Source organism: Pseudomonas syringae group sp. 247E2 (genome assembly GCF_032587795.1).
GTDB classification, from domain to species: Bacteria; Pseudomonadota; Gammaproteobacteria; order Pseudomonadales; family Pseudomonadaceae; genus Aquipseudomonas; species Aquipseudomonas amygdali.
The window spans coordinates 74,076-88,503 of record NZ_JAWHPK010000010.1 but is presented as its reverse complement, the minus strand read 5'-3'; the positions used below and the strand labels follow the sequence as shown (position 1 = coordinate 88,503).

Below are 14,428 nucleotides of genomic sequence, written 5' to 3'. Positions count from 1 at the left end.
TCAAAACCAGGAGCTCCTGAATGTTTACCTCGCGTCGTTTGATCATTGTTGCCACCGCCGTAGCCATGCTGTCGGGCTGTGCAACATCCAATCCCTATGACAATCAAGGCCAGGCGCAAAGCTCCGGTGGCATGAGCAAAACAGCCAAGTACGGCGGACTCGGCGCATTGGCCGGTGCAGTAGCAGGTGCCGCCATCGACCACAATCATCGTGGCAAGGGCGCATTGATTGGTGCTGCCGTTGCGGGCGCTGCATCGGCGGGGTATGGCTATTACGCAGACAAGCAGGAAGCAGCATTGCGCGCGAGCATGGCCAATACTGGCGTCGAGGTGCAGCGTCAGGGTGACCAGATCAAACTGATCATGCCGGGTAACATAACGTTCGCAACGGACTCTTCGGCAATCGCCAGCAGCTTCTATTCGCCGCTCAACAACCTGGCGAATTCACTCAAGCAGTTCAACCAGAACAACATTGAAATCGTCGGTTACACCGACAGCACCGGCAGCCGCCAGCACAACATGGACCTGTCGCAGCAGCGCGCACAAAGCGTTGCGACGTACCTGACTTCGCAGGGCGTTGATCAATCGCACCTGTCAGTGCGCGGCGCGGGCCCCGACCAACCGATTGCCAGCAACGCCGATGTCAATGGCCGCGCCCAGAACCGCCGTGTCGAGGTAAACCTCAAGCCGATTCCGGGTCAGCAGTACTGATCAACAACGTTGCGTTGGCACGATATTGGTTTCTCGTTCCTTACGCTCCAGTGAACTGCAGTTCGCAATGCTCTGCGTCGCAAGAGGACGCAGAGCGTCCTGAAAGGCATGCCGACGCGGAGCGTCGCACGATAGGGATATTATCGTGCCTCACGCTCGCGGCTGTGCTGGATACTGCTCATGCAAGCTGTCCAGCAGCCGGTCTTTCTGTTCCCATAGCGCATTGATCCACTGCTGGAATTCCAGGCGGTACTCGCCGTCCTGGTCGTAGTTCCTGCCGAGAAACTGCTGCGGGATTTTGATCTCTTCGAAGTGGGCAACCACTTCCCTCACATTGCCGCACAACAGGTCCCAGTAGCCGGGTTGCCCGCCCGGGTAGTGGATGGTCACGTTGATGATCGACTCCAGCTGTTCGCCCATCGCATCGAGCACGAAGGCAATGCCGCCAGCCTTGGGTTTGAGCAAGTGGCGGAAGGGCGAGTTCTGCTGCGCGTGCTTACCGGCGGTGAAGCGCGTGCCTTCTGCGAAGTTGAAGATGCCCACCGGGTTGTGACGAAACTTCGCGCAGGTGTGGCGGGTGGTTTCCAGGTCCTTGCCTTTCTTTTCCGGGTGTTTCGCAAGGTACGCCTTGGAGTAACGCTTCATGAACGGAAAACCCAACGCCCACCACGCCAGACCGATGATCGGGACCCAGATCAACTCCTGCTTGAGGAAGAATTTCAACGGACGAATGCGCCGGTTGAGCACGTATTGCAAGACCATGATGTCGACCCAGCTCTGGTGATTGCTGGTGACCAGATACGAGTGTTTGTAATCGAGCCCTTCCAGCCCGCTCAGGTGCCAGCGGGTGTGGCAGAGCAGCTTGATCCAGGCATTGTTGTTGCCGATCCAGGTTTCATGGATGTGGCTCATCAGCCAGTCGGTAAAGCGCTGTGCCGCAGAGAAAGGCAGGCAGATCTTGAGGATCGTGACCGCGAACAGCACCGTGCAACAGACGATGGTGTTCAGCGCCAATAACAGCGATGCGATGACGCCGCGCAACGGGGCAGGCAGGAAATCCATGAAGGAGATGGCTCCGGAAGTTGTCGGAAGCCGCAGATGGGTCTGCGGCATCATGAGTAGGTATCAGGACAGCGTGTCGGCCTGTATCGCCGTCAGTGCGATGGTATAGACGATGTCATCCACCTGTGCGCCACGTGGCAGGTCGTTCACCGGCTTGCGCAGGCCTTGCAGCATCGGGCCAAGGCTTACACAGTCGGCACTGCGTTGCACCGCCTTGTAAGTGGTATTGCCAGTATTGAGGTCCGGGAACACGAACACGTTGGCACGTCCTGCCACCGGGCTGTCCGGAGCCAGCTGTCGGGCGACATGTTCGTTGGCGGCCGCATCATACTGCAGCGGCCCGTCGATCAATAGATCGCGCCGGGTTTCTCGTGCCAGTTGCGTTGCTTCGCGGACCTTCTCCACTTCTTCGCCGCTGGCCGAGTTGCCGCTGGAATAGCTGATCATCGCTACCCGTGGCGAAATGCCGAACGCAGTGGCTGAGTCGGCGCTTTGCAAGGCGATCTCGGACAGCTCGCTGGCACTCGGATGCGGGTTCATGATGCAGTCGCCGTACATCAGCACCTGCTCGGGGAACAGCATGAAAAATACCGAAGACACCAGCGTGCAGCCCGGCGCGGTCTTGATCAGTTGCAGGGCAGGCCGGATGGTGTTGGCGGTGGAGTGAATGACACCCGATACCAGCCCGTCGACTTCGTCCAGCGCCAGCATTACGGTGCCGATAACCACCGGGTCTTCGAGCTGTTGCTCGGCCATGGGCGCGTTCAGGCTTTTGTTTTTGCGCAGTTCCACCATCGGCGCAACATAGCGCTCGCGAATCAGCTCCGGGTCAAGAATCTCCAGCCCCGGTGGCAGCTCGATACCGTGTGCCTGAGCCACGGCCTGAACTTCCTCGGGTCTGGCCAGTAACACACAACGGGCGATACCGCGCGCCTGGCAGATGGCCGCCGCCTGAATGGTCAGCGGTTCGTTGCCTTCGGGCAGGACAATACGCTTGTTGGCTGCCTGCGCTCGCTGGATCAGTTGATAGCGAAACACGGCAGGCGACAGGCGCAGCTCGCGGGGTGTTCCGCAACGCTGGTGCAGCCAGCCGGCGTCCAGATGGCCGGCCACGAAATCGGTGATGTTTTCCGCGCGCTCGCGGTCATCGATGGGGATTTCCTTGTTTAACTGATTGAGCCGGTTTGCCGTGTCATAGGAACCGCTGCTGACCGACAGCACAGGCAGACCGGCCTGGAATGCACCTCGGCACAGTTCCATGATGCGCGGGTCGGGCACGGTATCGCTGGTCAGCAACAGGCCCGCCAGCGGTACGCCATTTATTGCCGCCAGGCTCACTGCCAGAATGATGTCGTCACGGTCGCCCGGCGTCACGACCAGCACGCCCGGCTTGAGCAGTGGAACGGTATTGAGCACCGTTCGGGCACAGATAATGATTCTGGACATGCGCCGCTGATCGTAATCGCCTGCGTTGAGTACCTGCGCGCCTAGCAATTCGGCCACATCACGAGTGCGCGGGGCATTGAGTTCAGCACGATAGGGAATGCAGCCCAGCAGTCGGAAATCGCCACTGCGCAGCAGTGGAGAGTGCTCTTTCAGGCGAGAGGAGAAGACTTCCATGCTCTCTTCGGTGCGCACCTTGTTGAGTATCACGCCCAGCACCTTCGGGTCCTTGGGGCCACCAAACAGCTGGGCCTGCAATTCGACCCTGCCCGACAGCTCGGCAAGCACTTCGTTTTCCGGGGCAGAGACCAGAATGACGTCAGCATCCAGGCTCTTGGCCAGATGCAGATTGACCCGCGCGGCATAGCTCGCGCTGCGGGTCGGGACCATGCCTTCGACCACCAGCACGTCCTTGCCGACAGCTGCCTGTTGATAAAGATTAATGATCTCTTCGAGCAGTTCATCCAGTTGACCATCGCCGAGCATGCGCTCGACATGCGCCAGCCCCAGAGGCTTGGGCGGCTTCAGGCCGTGGGTGCGGGCCATCAGTTCGGTCGAGCGCTCGGGGCCCAGATCGCCGGGGTGCGGCTGGGCAATCGGTTTGAAAAAACCTACTTTCAAGCCTGCGCGCTCCAGTGTGCGCACCAGGCCCAGGCTGATAGAGGTCAACCCCACGCCGAAGTCAGTGGGGGCGATAAAAAAAGTCTGCATACTGGCTTCTCGATTGAGCAGTGCAAGGGTCGCAGCACATAGGGAACAGCTGCTGACCAAAAAAGTCCGGAAATCGTCTAACGCGATTTCTCTGCGGCAAGACTATCGTTATCTGCGGCGTTAGCACACCAGCCGCAGCGAAAGGCCTGACCTGTCATCTGTTGGCGTTTTATCGGGTCAAGAACCCAGGCTCGCGACTGCCATGGCGGCTGATGGCGCAGGTGCTGAGTGTGGCCGCAGGACAGCACGGCAATCCAGTGCCCTTCTTGATCCTGTTGCAAGTTGATAACAGTTGAACCTTCCATTCTGGGCCGTTTGTCAGAGTTGCGTTCGCTTTCGGGCGATTGCTTGGTTAAACTTGCTCGTTCTTCAATCTTAAGCAAAAGGTCTTGTCCCCATGCCGATCGCCGCCAATAAGGCTGTCTCCATTGACTATACCCTGACCAACGACGCTGGTGAGGTCATCGACAGCTCTGCCGGTGGTGCGCCGCTGGTTTACCTGCAAGGTGCAGGCAACATCATCCCGGGCCTGGAAAAGGCGCTGGAAGGCAAGGACGTCGGTGACGAGCTGAAGGTAGCCGTCGAGCCGGAAGATGCCTATGGTGAATACTCCGCCGAACTGGTCAGCACCCTGAGCGCCAGCATGTTCGAAGGTGTCGACAAACTCGAAGTCGGCATGCAGTTCCACGCATCCGGTCCGGACGGCGGCATGCAGATCGTGACCATCCGCGATCTGGACGGCGATGACGTTACTGTTGACGGCAACCACCCGCTCGCGGGCCAGCGCCTGAACTTCGACGTAAAGGTTGTGGCTATCCGCGACGCCAGTGAAGAAGAAATGGCTCACGGCCATGTTCACGGTGAAGGCGGTCATCAACACTGATTTGTGCTGCTAAGCTCAGGTCACTGAAAAGGCGCCCTGGCTGTTCTGCGATGACGACTTTCGTTACGCGTGCGGTCACGGTGCCTTTTTTCAGGTTGTGGCTTTGGGTTACTTGTTTCAAAAGGGGTTCTCATGAGTGCTTTTCACGACATCAAATTGAAAGCGCTGGGTGGTCAGGAACTGCCGATGGCGGGTTTCAAGAACAAAGTGGTTCTGGTGGTCAACGTCGCGTCCAAATGCGGGCTGACACCGCAATACGCAGCACTTGAAAACCTCTATCAGCAATACAAGGACAAGGGCCTGGAGATTCTCGGGCTGCCGTGCAACCAGTTTGCCGGGCAGGAACCGGGCAGCGAAAAAGAGATCGCCGAATTTTGCGAACTCAATTACGGCGTGACCTTTACGCTGGGTGAAAAACTCGACGTCAATGGCCCTGACCGGCATTCGCTTTATCGCCTGCTGGCTGGCGAAGGCGCCGAGTTTCCCGGGGATATCACCTGGAATTTCGAAAAGTTTCTGGTCGGCAAGAACGGTGGCGTGAGCGCGCGTTTCTCTCCGCGTACTGCACCGGATGATCCCGCAGTGATTCAGGCCATTGAAAAAGCCTTGGCACAAAGCTGATCACCTCGTCGAGGTAGCACCGGGTTAGCGTGTGCTTGCCCGGCTGTCTTGCGCCTTGGCGGCTTTTGCACTCAAATCAGCCAAATCAATAGTACTGGGCCAGCGCTGATGCCCAGCGATATTCTGCGCGCCTGATCCGGCGCTTGTCGCCGTAGTGCAATCGACCATTTTTCCGGAGTTTCGCATGTCGGTAGAAGCCTTGTTTACGCCTTTCCGTCTGGGCAGCCTGGAATTGTCGTCGCGGGTGGTGATGGCACCCATGACCCGTTCGTTCTCGCCGGGACATGTACCCAACTCAAAGGTGATCGAGTACTACCGGCGTCGGGCGGCGGCAGGTGTCGGGCTGATTATCACCGAAGGAACGACGGTCAACCACAAGGCTTCCAACGGCTACCCGAACGTTCCGCAGTTTTTTGGTGATGCGCCACTGGCGGGCTGGCGCAAGGTTGTTGAGGCGGTGCACGCAGAGGGTGGCAAGATCGTCCCGCAACTCTGGCACGTAGGTGCGGTTCGTCGTCCCGGTACCGAGCCGGACGGTAGCGTGCCTGCCTATGGGCCGATGGAGAAGGTCAAGGACGGTCAAGTGCTGGTGCATGGCATGAGCAAACAGGACATTGATGATGTTGTGGCCGCTTTTGCTCAGGCTGCTGTCGATGCCAAGGCGATTGGCATGGACGGTGTCGAAATTCATGGGGCCCACGGTTATCTGATTGATCAGTTCTTCTGGGAGGGCAGCAATCAGCGCAGTGACGAGTACGGTGGCAGCCTGGCCAACCGTTCGCGGTTTGCCATCGAGCTGATCAAGGCAGTGCGCGTCGCGGTAGGGGCGGACTATCCGATCATCTTCCGTTTCTCACAATGGAAACAGCAGGATTACACCGCACGTCTGGTGCAGACGCCCGAGGCGCTGGGCGAATTCCTGCAACCGCTGGCTGACGCCGGAGTGGATATCTTCCATTGCTCTACGCGTCGTTTCTGGGAACCCGAGTTTGAAGGCTCTGACCTGAACCTCGCAGGCTGGACGCGCAAACTGACCGGCAAACCGACCATTACCGTCGGCAGTGTCGGGCTGGACGGTGAGTTTCTGCAGTTCATGGTCAACACCGATAAGGTCGCACAGCCGGCCAGCCTGGAAAATCTGCTGAAGCGGCTGGGCAACGACGAGTTTGATCTGGTTGCGGTGGGACGTGCCTTGCTGGTCGATCCGGACTGGGCATTGAAAGTGCGTGAGGGACGCGAGCAGGACATCCTGCCATTCAGTCGAGAGGCACTGACGACACTGGTCTGATCTTCTTGGTAGCCACCTGCCTGGTCTCTTTGGCATTTACAGGTTTTTCGCCCGGGCAGGCCTCACGCAATTGTCGTTCGAACTGATCGATGATCGCCGTCCAGCCCTGGCGACTGGCGTGTTGACGGGCATTGAGGCGCACCCGGCGCAACGTTTCGCTGTCTTCCAGCAACCAGCGTGCTGCGTCGATGAACGCCGCCTCGTCACCCGGCATGGCCAAGGCCCCATTGTGGCCATGACGAATATGCTGCCCGGCAGCGGCTTCGTCGTAAGCAACCACACCCAGCCCTGAGGCCAGCGCTTCAAGGACCACGTTGCCGAACGTTTCGGTCAGGCTGGGGAACAGAAACATATCTGCCGAGGCATAGTGCATGGCCAGCACTTCACCGCGTTGAGTGCCGCAGAAGATCGCATCCGGAATCTGCTGCTCAAGCTGCTGGCGCTGAGGCCCATCGCCGACAACAATCAGTTTGATATTACGTTGCGGGTAACTGTCCTTGAGTGTTTCGAAGCTGGCTTTGAGCAGGCCCAGGTTTTTCTCGGGTGCCAGGCGGCCGACGTGTATGACGCCGATATCACCCGCTTGCAGGCCCCAGCTTTCGCGCAGAGCCTGCGAACGTCTGGACGGGTTGAACATCTGGCTGTCCACGCCGCGAGACAACAACTCGATTCTTTCAAAGCCGCGCCGCTCCAGTTCCATCTTCTGGCTGATGCTCGGCACCAGCGTCATGCGCGAGCGGTTGTGGAACCAGCGCAGGTAGTGGGTCAGCAGCCGGGTGATAAAACCCATGCCGTATTGCTGCGTGTACTGTGGAAAGTTGGTGTGAAAGCCACTGATCACCGCTATACCCAGACGCCGCGCTGCCCGTAGCGCCGACAGCCCCAGCGGGCCTTCAGTGGCGATGTACAACACATCCGGTCGACGCCGCTGCCAGCGGCGCAGCAGTTTGTGCATCGAAGACTGACCCCATTGCAACCCTGGATAGCCCGGTATCGGCCAGCCCCGGCACAGCAACAGGTCTTCTGCGGCACCTGCATGGGTCTCGTCATTCTGGCGCGGCCGAACCAGCTCGACCCGGTGCCCGCGCAACCGCAACCCTTCACAAAGACGCCCCAGGGTATTGGCAACGCCGTTGATCTCGGGAATGAAGGTTTCAGTAATCAGGGTGACGTTAAGAATTTTGCTCATGGGAGCAGTTTCGGCTGGTTACATTTCGGTTATGTGGCGGTTGTGTGAACTTCAAGTGGCTTCACATCAACCGCCCCGATTCATCTCAATCGGTGATTCTGAGGGTCTGCTATTCGCTCCATGGCTGCCGGTCTCGGCAGAAATCCCTTTTCGTCGACCACAGATCTGCGCTGCTCAAGGCTCATGTTGTCCAAAAAAAAGTTCGAGCGGGGCTGGATATGTTTGCCCAGAGTTGCAGGTTCGGCCGCTGTAAGGTCTTCGACCCTCTGGCTCAATATCTGAGCAAACCTGCCTGATCGCGATTGCGGGAGTGTTTCGAGACCGGCAGGCCGGTTGGTGTTAATGGGTTTGACTGTTGCGGTATTTACGATGTTTTCCATTGCTCTATGGCTCCTGTTGTCTAGACGCAACAGAGCAAGCGCAATGCCAATATTGAGATATTAGTTTGGTCCTACACGCTTGAGACGAGTGGGCAGGGTGTTATTTTTTTGGCCGACAGAGACGGCCTATATGAAATTTTTTGAAACGCTGGCAACGTTTGTTTTTTAGCGGCAACCGCTTGCCGACTGTCAGATAGACGAGTTTGGTCATGGTTGTAAGGCTTGAAGTTTTTGTTTGTAGGAAGCTTCTTTATAGCTATATTTTTTGCAGGGTTTTGATTCGTCTGATAGCATCCGCTCTCTTTTCAAAGGGATATGAAATGTCAGATTTAATGTATGCGCCACCGAAAGCCAGCCTGGAAAAAGATGAAGCGGGCAGTAAAGGTCCGGAATTTTATGTCGTGTCTCTAAAGAAATTCTTCATTCTGTATCTTTTGACATCGGGCTTTTTCGCGATTCACTGGTTTTATCGAAACTGGTCGCTGAATAAGAAATTTTCAGGCAGTAAGGTGTGGCCCGCTGCGCGTGTGATCTTCGCCGTTATTTACGCCTTTCCACTATTTCGCACTGTGGACAAAAGTCTGCGGCGACAGGGGCGTGGTCACATGGCGTACTGGGCGATTAGCGGCCTGGTGTTGCTGGCGTTGACTATTGCGGGGATGGTGCTTTCGCAAGGTGTTTCCGGGCATGTGCAATTCAAACCGGTCGGCGGCTGGCTGGTATGGGCGGTTCTGCTGGCCACTGCGCAAACATTTAATTTAATGCTGGTGCAGTCGAAGATGAATGCCGCGGCGCTTGATCCAGACGGAAGTACCAACTCAAGATTGACATGGGCCAATGGCCTATGGATTCTTGCCGGGTGTGCTATCTGGTTGATGAGTATACCGACCTACCTCTCTGCGTCTGCTGCAGCGTAGATACTACTGACGCCAATTGAAGTGCCGAACAGATCATCCATTATCTATTCGGCACTCTTTCAGGCTTTGTCGTCACTCAGCCAGTCAATCAGAGTAATCAGCCCAGGTCATTGACCAGTTGGCCGATCACTTCACCTACCTTGGCCAGGTCTGGCGCAGCCAGGCGATGTTCATCGGCATACGAATACGCCACGGTGAACAAGCCTGCGGTGCGAGTAGAGTAAGACGGAGCGTCTTTCTCGAAAACACGGTTGGCTGCCTCGGCAGTCAGGGAGCTGGAACTGATGACCAAACGTTCTTCCGGGTTGTTTACGCCGTTGATGTAAACGTTGTCCGGATTGATCGACCATTCGGCCAGTTCACTGACCAGAAACGCACGAATCTTTTCTTCGACTGTGGCGTTTTCAGCGGCAAATGCTGCAGGGTTTACTGGAGTATTCATGATTTAACTTCCTTGTTAAGTTCATGTGTCGCATGTTCGATGGAAGCAGACTTCACATGAACGGGTTGGTTGAGGCTCTATTGAGCCTCAGTCGAAAGAGCCTTGTGCGGTAAATATATATAGCGAGTGATTTTTTTCAGATAGTCCGGGCCGTGTTGCGCGGCCCGGCAATGTTTCGGGGTTCAGCCCCGTGCCTGCGTCACCGGCAACGCATCCGCCCCGCGCTCGCGCACCCAGAACAGCGTTGCTCCGGCCACTGCGGCGGGCATCATCAGCAGGTTGACCACTGGTATCAGCAAGGCGACGTAGACAATGCCGCCGAAGCTCAGGCTTTGCCAGCGCTTGCTTTTCAGCCAGCCGAGCATTTCGTTCCAGCCTAGTTTGTGGTTGTCGGCGGGGTAGTCAATGTACTGGATCGCCATCATCCAGACGCCGAACAACAGCCACAGCGGAGCGGCGATGATGTTGGCCACAGGGATGAACGACAGAATGAACAGCCCGAGCATGCGCGGCAGCATATAGCCAAGCTTGCGGGCTTCGCGGGCCAGGGTACGTGGCACCATAGCCACCAGTTCGGCCCAGCTGAAATCCGGTGAATCGTCCACGCCACGAACCACGGCTTCGACTTTTTCGGAGAGAAACCCGTTAAACGGCGCGGCGATGATGTTGGCGACCACGGTGAAGGTGAAAAACACCATCAGCAGGACCAGCACCACGAACAGCGGCCAGAGGATATAGCTGAGAAAGCTCAGCCAGTGAGGGAGCGTAGGCATGAAGGTGTCGACCCACAGCTCGAACTGGTGCACCGCCAGATAGATCAGGCCGCAGAACAACACCACATTGATGCTCAAGGGCAGCAGGACGAACAATCGCAAACCAGGACTGAGAACCAGGTTCAGTCCTTCTCTGAGGTATTGCGGGCCGGTAAGGGCGGGCGCGGGCATGGCAGTCTCCAGGTGCTTGAAAGGCGTGACCTTACCGGCTTTGTGATAGCCATGAAAGAGTTGATGGCTGTCGGCGCTCAGCACCATTCCTCAAGCCCTGAACGCGCTTGCCGGGGCCGGATGTTCGCGCGAGTACACTGCTGTCGGTCAGTCACCCTATAGAAGTGACCTATGGGGTGGATTGTGAAACGATATTTCCTTAACCTTTGCTACCCCGATAGGCTTGGCACCAATTTCAGGACCTGTCTCAGGAGTCAGAACTTTCAGGATCCGCCGAGTGAATGGCACTTCCCCAAGTGTTTCGGCGGTCCTTTTTTATCCAGCTGTTTCGATTGCGGCTTGAACAGTCGGTCGACAGGAGTGTGTCATGTCAGACGTACGTCATTCCCGAGTGATCATTCTCGGTTCCGGCCCTGCCGGTTACAGCGCTGCGGTTTACGCCGCCCGCGCCAACCTCAAGCCTCTGCTGATCACCGGCATGCAGGCTGGTGGTCAGTTGACCACCACCACTGAAGTCGACAACTGGCCGGGCGACCCCCATGGCCTGACCGGTCCGGCGCTGATGGAGCGTATGCGTGAGCATGCCGAGCGTTTCGAGACTGAAATCGTCTTCGACCACATCAACTCCGTTGATCTGGCCGGCAAGCCGTTCAGCCTTCAGGGCGATAGCGCAACCTACACCTGCGATGCACTGATCATCGCCACCGGTGCCAGCGCCCGTTACCTGGGCCTGCCTTCGGAAGAAGCGTTCATGGGCAAGGGGGTTTCTGCCTGCGCCACATGCGATGGCTTCTTTTACCGCAACCGTGAAGTCGCGGTAGTCGGTGGCGGTAACACGGCGGTGGAAGAAGCGCTGTATCTGGCCAACATCGCCAGCAAGGTGACTCTGGTTCACCGTCGCGAAACCTTTCGCGCCGAGAAGATCCTGATCGACAAGCTGCACGCACGTGTCGCCGAAGGCAAGATTGAGCTCAAGCTCAATGCCACGCTGGACGAGGTATTGGGTGACAACATGGGCGTGACCGGTGCGCGTCTGAAGAACAATGACGGGACCAGTGACGAGCTGAAAGTCGACGGCGTATTCATCGCCATCGGCCACACGCCGAACACCTCGCTGTTCGAAGGGCAACTGGCTTTGAAAGATGGCTACATGGTTGTGCACGGTGGCCGTGAAGGCAATGCGACTGCTACCAGCGTTGAAGGTGTATTCGCGGCCGGTGATGTGGCTGACCACGTATACCGTCAGGCTATCACCTCGGCTGGTGCAGGTTGCATGGCGGCACTGGACGTCGAGCGTTATCTGGACGGTCTGGCAAACGCCACGTTCTGATTGGCGTCCCTCCAGGCCTCTGCAACCAGGTTCTCGTGCCAATGCGTTGGCACGAGAACCTGTCAGCTCAAGCCTTGCGCTTGAGCGGCTCGCCTTCGAATTTCACACCTGCCAGCCCATACTCGATCAGCGCACGGATATTGCCGTGGTCGCTGCCTTCAGGTGTGGCTTGCACCGAGCGGTAGTGCTCGCCAAATGCCAACAGTGCCTCTTCATCGCTCAAACCTTCCAGCAATGCCAGACCTAGCGTCTTGCAAGACCCTTCGTTTTGCCCGGCAGCATTGTCGACGGCGCCGTTTCTGAACGGCTGAGGCTGATAATCGTAACCTTCTGCGATAAAGGCCAGGGTATCAGCGAACACATGCTCGCCGCTGCGCAGGCTGGTGCGCAGGGAGTTCAGATCAGTCATGTTTGGGTTCCTTGGCGAACGCTGCCTGTTGTTCGGCGTTTGCTTCTTTCTGGTATTGGGCTTTCCACTCGCTGTACGGCATGCCGTAAACCACCTCGCGAGCATCATCGAGGCTGATGTCGATGTGCTTTTCATCGGCGGCGGCCTTGTACCACTTGGACAGGCAGTTACGGCAGAAACCGGACAGGTTCATCAGGTCGATGTTCTGGACATCCTTGCGGCTGTCCAGATGCGCGACCAGGCGACGGAAGGCTGCAGCTTCGAGTTCGAGGCGTTCTTGCTCGGTCATGACGGGCTCTTTTCAATAGACGGTTCGCGTCATGATAAGAGTTTCAGCGTTGACCGGCGAGCGTGATCGATACCGATTCGGCAAAGCGCAGCGCATGCGGCTTGTCGACTTCCACTTCTGCGTAGGTCACGGCCTTGTGGCTCATCACCAGGTCCAGCACTTCCTGCGTCAGTCTTTCCAGCAGAGCGAAGCGGTTGCCCTCGACATGCTGAATGATGGCCTTGGTGATGGTGCGATAGTTGAGAGCATGCTCGATGTCGTTGTCGCGAACGGCTTCCTGTGCGGCGTAGAGAATCGTCAGATTGATCAGCACATCCTGCTTGTTGACGATTTCGTCTTCGTTGATACCGATATATGTGCGCAGGCGCAGGTCCTTGACCCGGATGCGCGCGGTGCCAGGTTCGAGTCTTGCCATTATTGTCTGCTCCGTCCGATCAATTGCAGAAACTCCATGCGGGTGGTGCTCGAGTCACGGAAGGCCCCCAGCATCACTGAAGTGTTCATGGTCGAATTCTGTTTTTCGACACCGCGCATCATCATGCACATGTGCTTTGCCTCAATGACCACGGCTACACCTGCCGCCCCCGTGACTTGCTGAATGGCATCGGCAATCTGCTTGGTCAGATTTTCCTGAATCTGCAGGCGGCGGGCAAACATGTCCACAATGCGCGCGATCTTCGACAGGCCCAGCACTTTGCCGGTAGGGATATAAGCCACATGCGCCTTGCCTATGAATGGCAACAGGTGGTGCTCGCAGAGTGAATACAGCTCGATATTCTGGACAATGACCATCTCATCATTGTCGGATGCGAACAGGGCGCCATTGACGATTTCGTCGACGCTCTGGGTGTAGCCGTGACACAGATACTGCATCGCTTTGGAAGCGCGTTTCGGGGTGTCCAGAAGGCCTTCGCGGTCTGGATCTTCACCAAGGCCGAGCAGAATGTCTCGATAGTGCTGGGGCAGGGACGAACTCATCAGAATGTTCCTCGGGGCGGCTTACTTGACGTGCCGTCCGCCGTTTACGGTCAGTGTTGTGCCGGTGACATAGGTGCTGTCCAGAAGGTAACGCAGGCTCTGGTAGATCACTTCTGCACCAGGCTCTATGCCCAGAGCTGATTTGGCCAGGGCGTTGGCGCGGTAGGCCGCATCGTCCTTGGGTTGAAACATCAACAGCGCCGGTGCTATGCCGTTGACTTTGACAAGAGGGGCGAACCGGGCAGCGAAGGACAGCGTCAGGCTTTCCAGGCCGGCCTTGGTTGCACAGTAGGCGATGTGCTTGCTGCTGCCCTTGCGGGTCACGTCATCGCTGATATGCACGATGTCAGCGACTTCACTGGCGGTCAGCAACTGCTCACAGTGCAGATTGATCAGGTAGGGTGCCAGCATATGTACGCTGAACATACGCGTGAAGTTATCCGCTTCCTCGCCCGGGGTTTCTGCCAGCCACTCGGATGCATTGTGTACAACGGCACGCAGGCTTGAAGTCTGGGTTTTCAGTAGATCAATGAACGCCATGATCCCGGTTTCGCACGAAAAATCGCCGTAGAGGGCCACCGCTCCGGCCTGGCGCAGTTCCGTCACGCTTGCGTGTTCAGTGCGATAACTGATGATAACCCGATGCCCATGCTCAAGCAGTCGCAAGGCGCAATGCAGGCCTACGCGCTGGCTGGCTCCGGTGATCAGAATCGGTGCAGAAGATAATGTCATCGACAGCTCACGTATCGGTTATCCACAGTGGACGGGGATTGTACGGTCGATTGCTCCTTCCGGTTTACAGGCAAAGTTATACCAGAGATTTTTTTTGTAC

18 protein-coding genes are annotated in these 14,428 nt (G+C 57.2%); 6 read left to right on the top strand and 12 right to left on the bottom strand.

The window, feature by feature from the left end:
* Positions 1–20: 20 nt before the first annotated feature.
* On the top strand, positions 21–710 hold the full coding sequence (locus RYC18_RS12245) for an OmpA family protein (RefSeq protein ID WP_005733218.1): 690 nt from the start codon (positions 21–23) through the stop codon (positions 708–710).
* Between the two features lie 150 nt (positions 711–860).
* Here the strand turns inward: RYC18_RS12245 and RYC18_RS12240 are convergent, their stop codons facing one another.
* The 3 genes from RYC18_RS12240 to RYC18_RS12230 form a co-directional block, all read right to left on the bottom strand.
* Positions 861–1,772 carry an acyltransferase gene (locus RYC18_RS12240; RefSeq protein ID WP_005746189.1) on the bottom strand — a complete coding sequence of 304 codons (912 nt, stop codon included), beginning with the start codon at positions 1,770–1,772 and terminating at the stop codon, positions 861–863.
* A 63-nt stretch (positions 1,773–1,835) separates the two neighbouring features.
* Positions 1,836–3,926 carry a phosphate acetyltransferase gene (pta, locus tag RYC18_RS12235; RefSeq protein ID WP_002552203.1) on the bottom strand — a complete coding sequence of 697 codons (2,091 nt, stop codon included), beginning with the start codon at positions 3,924–3,926 and terminating at the stop codon, positions 1,836–1,838.
* A 77-nt stretch (positions 3,927–4,003) separates the two neighbouring features.
* Positions 4,004–4,309, bottom strand: a complete 306-nt coding sequence (locus tag RYC18_RS12230) for a DUF3565 domain-containing protein (protein ID WP_005733216.1) — start codon at positions 4,307–4,309, stop codon at positions 4,004–4,006.
* A 14-nt stretch (positions 4,310–4,323) separates the two neighbouring features.
* On the opposite strand from RYC18_RS12230, the gene RYC18_RS12225 reads away from it, so the two are divergent.
* From RYC18_RS12225 to RYC18_RS12215, 3 genes are all read left to right on the top strand, one after another.
* Positions 4,324–4,809 (top strand): peptidylprolyl isomerase, encoded by a 486-nt coding sequence (locus RYC18_RS12225; protein ID WP_002552205.1) that lies wholly within the window; start codon positions 4,324–4,326, stop codon positions 4,807–4,809.
* 132 nt (positions 4,810–4,941) lie between these two features.
* Positions 4,942–5,430 carry a glutathione peroxidase gene (locus RYC18_RS12220; protein ID WP_002552206.1) on the top strand — a complete coding sequence of 163 codons (489 nt, stop codon included), beginning with the start codon at positions 4,942–4,944 and terminating at the stop codon, positions 5,428–5,430.
* A gap of 184 nt (positions 5,431–5,614) precedes the next feature.
* Positions 5,615–6,718, top strand: a complete 1,104-nt coding sequence (locus RYC18_RS12215; protein ID WP_005746187.1) for an NADH:flavin oxidoreductase — start codon at positions 5,615–5,617, stop codon at positions 6,716–6,718.
* Here the strand turns inward: RYC18_RS12215 and RYC18_RS12210 are convergent.
* Both RYC18_RS12210 and RYC18_RS12205 read right to left on the bottom strand, forming a co-directional pair.
* Positions 6,687–7,907: a glycosyltransferase family 4 protein gene (locus RYC18_RS12210; protein ID WP_005746186.1), complete on the bottom strand. Its 1,221-nt coding sequence runs from the start codon at positions 7,905–7,907 to the stop codon at positions 6,687–6,689. The two genes, RYC18_RS12215 and RYC18_RS12210, sit on opposite strands and share 32 nt — an antisense overlap.
* 80 nt (positions 7,908–7,987) lie before the next feature.
* The gene (locus RYC18_RS12205) at positions 7,988–8,287 is read right to left on the bottom strand and encodes a hypothetical protein (RefSeq protein ID WP_005746185.1); all 300 of its coding nucleotides are present in this window, start codon (positions 8,285–8,287) and stop codon (positions 7,988–7,990) included.
* A 320-nt stretch (positions 8,288–8,607) separates the two neighbouring features.
* Between RYC18_RS12205 and RYC18_RS12200 the strand changes: the two genes are divergently transcribed.
* Positions 8,608–9,204 (top strand): hypothetical protein, encoded by a 597-nt coding sequence (locus RYC18_RS12200; protein WP_316886211.1) that lies wholly within the window; start codon positions 8,608–8,610, stop codon positions 9,202–9,204.
* 97 nt (positions 9,205–9,301) lie between these two features.
* On the opposite strand, the gene RYC18_RS12195 is transcribed toward RYC18_RS12200, so the two are convergent.
* Together RYC18_RS12195 and cysZ are read right to left on the bottom strand one after the other, a co-directional pair.
* Complete coding sequence (locus RYC18_RS12195) at positions 9,302–9,646, bottom strand: hypothetical protein (protein ID WP_004659963.1); 345 nt, start codon at positions 9,644–9,646, stop codon at positions 9,302–9,304.
* A gap of 182 nt (positions 9,647–9,828) precedes the next feature.
* Positions 9,829–10,590, bottom strand: a complete 762-nt coding sequence (cysZ, locus tag RYC18_RS12190; protein ID WP_029240951.1) for a sulfate transporter CysZ — start codon at positions 10,588–10,590, stop codon at positions 9,829–9,831.
* Positions 10,591–10,957: 367 nt separating this feature from the next.
* Here cysZ and trxB point away from each other — a divergent pair, with 367 nt between their 5' ends.
* On the top strand, positions 10,958–11,920 hold the full coding sequence (gene trxB, locus RYC18_RS12185) for a thioredoxin-disulfide reductase (RefSeq protein WP_004659967.1): 963 nt from the start codon (positions 10,958–10,960) through the stop codon (positions 11,918–11,920).
* A gap of 67 nt (positions 11,921–11,987) precedes the next feature.
* Here the strand turns inward: trxB and RYC18_RS12180 are convergent, their stop codons facing one another.
* Genes RYC18_RS12180 through folM form a run of 5 tightly spaced genes read right to left on the bottom strand, consistent with a single transcriptional unit; the run spans position 11,988 to position 14,328 of the window.
* A complete protein-coding gene (locus RYC18_RS12180) occupies positions 11,988–12,329 on the bottom strand; it encodes a HopJ type III effector protein (RefSeq protein ID WP_005733208.1) in 342 nt (113 codons plus the stop codon).
* On the bottom strand, positions 12,322–12,618 hold the full coding sequence (locus RYC18_RS12175; RefSeq protein ID WP_002552213.1) for a DUF1244 domain-containing protein: 297 nt from the start codon (positions 12,616–12,618) through the stop codon (positions 12,322–12,324). Before RYC18_RS12175 ends, RYC18_RS12180 begins: the two co-directional genes overlap by 8 nt.
* 43 nt (positions 12,619–12,661) lie before the next feature.
* Entirely contained in the window at positions 12,662–13,033 is a 372-nt protein-coding gene (gene folX / locus RYC18_RS12170; protein ID WP_002552214.1) for a dihydroneopterin triphosphate 2'-epimerase, read from the bottom strand.
* Positions 13,033–13,596 carry a GTP cyclohydrolase I FolE gene (folE, locus tag RYC18_RS12165; protein ID WP_004659974.1) on the bottom strand — a complete coding sequence of 188 codons (564 nt, stop codon included), beginning with the start codon at positions 13,594–13,596 and terminating at the stop codon, positions 13,033–13,035. The genes folX and folE overlap by 1 nt, the downstream gene beginning before the upstream one ends.
* Positions 13,597–13,617: 21 nt before the next feature.
* Entirely contained in the window at positions 13,618–14,328 is a 711-nt protein-coding gene (gene folM / locus RYC18_RS12160) for a dihydromonapterin reductase (RefSeq protein ID WP_005746054.1), read from the bottom strand.
* Positions 14,329–14,428: the final 100 nt, after the last annotated feature.